Source organism: Brevundimonas sp. (assembly GCF_024711105.1).
Classification (GTDB): domain Bacteria; phylum Pseudomonadota; class Alphaproteobacteria; order Caulobacterales; family Caulobacteraceae; genus Brevundimonas.
The window spans coordinates 1-3,335 of sequence record NZ_JANJTL010000126.1 but is presented as its reverse complement, the minus strand read 5'-3'; the positions used below and the strand labels follow the sequence as shown (position 1 = coordinate 3,335).

The following is a 3,335-nucleotide window of genomic DNA, read 5'->3' as shown; positions in this document are numbered from 1 at the left end:
ACGTCCGAGACCGCCGCGTCCGAGACGCCGGCGTCGGCGACCGAAGGTGAAGCTGACCAGCCCCCGGCCGCCCAATGAGCCGCAAGCCTGGCCGTAGCGGCGGCGTCCGCGACAGCGTCGAGGCCGTTGGGCACACGATCGAGCGCGCGCTCGATCCACTGACGGCCGCGCTCAAGAAGGCTGCGCTCGATCGCGCCGACCGCGCCCAGCGCCAGTATTCCGGAGGGGCTGAGGCCAAACCCGCCGCCACGACGGCCGCAACCGCCACCCCGGGCAAGCCGGGCCTGGCGGTGTCACCGCTCGCCGTCCCCTTCCCGCGTATGGAGGCCGTGCCGGGTGTCGAGGTCGCCATCGCGCGGGCGGGCTTCTACAAGCACGACCGGCCGGACCTGGTGGTCTTCCGGCTGGCCGAAGGGACGACAGCGGCCGGTGTCTTCACGCGCCACAGCATCGGCTCGGCACCGGTGGACTGGTGCAAGAAGCAGCTTGAGGGCGACCGCTCGAACGAGATCCGGGCCCTGGTGATCAACGCCGGCTGCGCCAACGCCTTCACCGGTCGGCCCGGCGCAGATGCGGCGCGCCGGACCGCGTCCGAGGTCGCCAAGCGTTTCGACTGTCGCCAGCGGGACGTGCTGCTGGCCTCGACCGGCGTGATCGGCGTGGTGCTGGACGACCGCAAGATCGCCGCCCGCATGGCCGATATCGAAAAGGGGCTTCAGCCTGGCCGCTGGCTCGAAGCCGCCCAGGCGATCATGACAACCGACACCTTCCCGAAGGGCGCCTACGCGGAGGCCAAGATCGACGGGACCACGGTGCGCATCGCCGGGATCGCCAAGGGCTCGGGCATGATCGCGCCGGACATGGCGACCATGCTCGGCTTCATCTTCACCGACGCCGCCCTGTCGCCGGCGGTGCTGCGCTCCATGCTGAGCGTGCACGTGCGCTCGACCTTCAACTCGGTGACGGTCGACGGCGACACCTCGACCAATGACACGGCCCTGATCTTCGCGACCGGCCAGTCCGGCGCGCCGCGCATCGGGCGGGTGGGAGACAGGCGGCTGGCGGACTTCTCGGCCAAGCTGGAAGGAGTCATGCTCGACCTCGCCCACCAGCTGGTCCGCGACGGTGAGGGCGCGCGCAAGTTCGTGAAGGTCCAGGTGACCGGCGCGGTCAGCCCCGCCTCGGCCCGCAGGATCGCCAAGTCGATCGCCGAAAGCCCCTTGGTGAAGACCGCCATCGCCGGCGAGGACGCCAACTGGGGCCGCATCGTGATGGCCGTCGGCAAGACCGACGAGCCGGTCTCCCGCGATCGGCTGGCCATCCGCTTCGGTCCCCACCAGGCGGCTGTCGACGGGGCCCCGGCCCCGACCTACGACGAGGCGAAGATGAGCGCCTACATGAAGAAGCCGGAGCTCGAGATCTCCGTCGACGTCGGCGTCGGCCGCGGGCAGGCGGCGGTTTGGACCTGTGACCTGACTAAGGGCTACATCGAGATCAACGGGGACTACCGCTCTTGACCCTGCCGGTGGTGCTGGTCGCCGCGGCCGCCCTCGTCGACGCCGATGGGCGGGTGCTGATCGCTCAGCGGCCGGAGGGCAAGCAGTTGGCCGGCCTGTGGGAGTTTCCCGGCGGCAAGGTCGAGCGGGGCGAGCGGCCCGAGACGGCCCTGATCCGCGAGCTGGACGAGGAACTCGGAATCCAGGTGAAGGAGGCCTGCCTGGCGCCCTTCGTTTTCGCGAGCCACGCTTACGAGTCCTTTCACCTTCTCATGCCACTGTGGCTGATCCGGCGCTGGGACGGCGTGGTGACCAACCGGCACCACGCGGCCCTGGCCTGGGTTCGGCCCAACCGGCTGCGGGACTACCCGATGCCGCCGGCCGACCTGCCCCTGGTCGCGCATCTCTGCGACCTGCTGTGAGGAAGGGAGGCGTGCGTGAGAGAGCTTGTCCGCCGCTTCGTCCGCGATGAGAGCGGGGCGACCGCCATCGAATACGGCATGATCCTGGGGCTGATGTTCCTGGTCATCCTCGGTGCGGTGCAAGCCTTCGCGGGGTCCGGGACGGGCATCTTCAACACCGCCATGAGCGCCCTGAACGCGGCCATGGGCGGCGGCGGAGGCGGCGAGGGGGCCTGATCCCTCGGCGAACCCCGGCCCCGCTTCGGGGGTTAGGTTCGCATGGATGTCCTCAACATGCTGTTCCAGGGCTGGAGCGGGCTGGCGCGCACGGCGCTGGTCGGGACCCTGGCGTACGCCGGCCTGGTGCTGTTCCTGCGCATCTCGGGCAAGCGGACGCTCAGCAAGCTGAACGCGTTCGATCTGGTGGTGACGGTGGCGCTGGGTTCGACGCTGGCGACCATCCTGCTGGACGAGAACGTCGCCCTGGCCGAGGGGCTGGTCGCCTTCGCGACCCTGATCGGGCTGCAGTGGGTGGTGACCTGGACGTCCGTGCGGTGGAGGGGGTTCAGCCGCGCGGTCCGGGCCGAACCGGCCGTGCTGGTCCGCGACGGAGCGCCGGTCGAGGCGGCGCTGAGGCGCGAGCGCATCACCCATGACGAACTGCTGAGCGCCGTGCGCGAATCCGGCGGCCGCGAGATCGGCCAGGCCGAGGTGGTCCTGCTGGAGGGCGACGGCTCCCTGACGGCGATCCTCCAGGGATGATGGAGCCGCTGCACGCCCTGGTCGGGACCAACGGCGAGGACATCGCCTGGTGGCAGATGGCGGTGCGCGGGGTGCTGGTCTTCGTCATCGGCGTGGTCATCGTGCGGCTGGCGGCGTCGCGGGCGTTCGGCAAGTGGAGCCCGCTCGACATCATCCTGGCGGTGGTGGTCGGCTCCAACCTCAGCCGGGCCCTGACCGGCAACGCGCCCTTCGTCTCGACCCTGGTGGCCACCTGCGTGTTGGTGCTGCTGCACGCGGCCCTGGCGCGGGCGGTGATCCGCTGGCCGGGGCTGTCGACCCTGCTCAAGGGCCGGTCGGTGCGCCTGGTCGAGGACGGGGTGCTCAGGGCCGACGCCATGCGCCGCCACGGCATCGGCGAGGGCGACCTGCGCATGGCCCTGAGGGCCCAGGGCGTGACCGACCTGGGCGAGGCCCGGACGGTCTGGCTGGAGCGCAACGGCGACATCAGCGTGGAGCGCAAGGAGGGGTAGCGAGCGCCCCTCACCCTCCCCTTTGTCATCTCGGCCGGAGCGCAGCGCAGGGTCGAGGTGTCCGAGCCCTTCTCCCCTTGCGGGAGAAGGTGGCCGAGCGCAGCGAGGTCGGATGAGGGGTCGACGAGGCCTATCCGGCCTGGACCGCGCCGCTGAGCCGCCGTCCGAAGCTGAAGCGCCGGCGC

Annotated in this window: 5 protein-coding genes; all 5 read left to right on the top strand. The window is 70.9% G+C overall.

The annotated features are described in order from the left end of the window. Nucleotides 1-74: 74 nt before the first annotated feature. The 5 genes from argJ to Q0M60_RS09300 are packed head-to-tail and all read left to right on the top strand — an operon-like array spanning nt 75 to nt 3,150. Nucleotides 75-1,517, top strand: coding sequence for a bifunctional glutamate N-acetyltransferase/amino-acid acetyltransferase ArgJ (gene argJ / locus Q0M60_RS09320; RefSeq protein ID WP_296818559.1), 1,443 nt, complete (start codon nt 75-77; stop codon nt 1,515-1,517). Further along, nucleotides 1,514-1,918 (top strand): (deoxy)nucleoside triphosphate pyrophosphohydrolase, encoded by a 405-nt coding sequence (locus Q0M60_RS09315; RefSeq protein ID WP_296818557.1) that lies wholly within the window; start codon nt 1,514-1,516, stop codon nt 1,916-1,918. Before argJ ends, Q0M60_RS09315 begins: the two co-directional genes overlap by 4 nt. Nucleotides 1,919-1,933: 15 nt before the next feature. Continuing rightward, entirely contained in the window at nt 1,934-2,134 is a 201-nt protein-coding gene (locus tag Q0M60_RS09310) for a Flp family type IVb pilin (protein ID WP_296818556.1), read from the top strand. A gap of 42 nt (nt 2,135-2,176) precedes the next feature. After that, a complete protein-coding gene (locus tag Q0M60_RS09305; RefSeq protein WP_296818554.1) occupies nt 2,177-2,659 on the top strand; it encodes a YetF domain-containing protein in 483 nt (160 codons plus the stop codon). After that, nucleotides 2,656-3,150: a YetF domain-containing protein gene (locus Q0M60_RS09300; RefSeq protein WP_296818552.1), complete on the top strand. Its 495-nt coding sequence runs from the start codon at nt 2,656-2,658 to the stop codon at nt 3,148-3,150. Before Q0M60_RS09305 ends, Q0M60_RS09300 begins: the two co-directional genes overlap by 4 nt. The last annotated feature ends 185 nt before the right edge of the window (nt 3,151-3,335 follow it).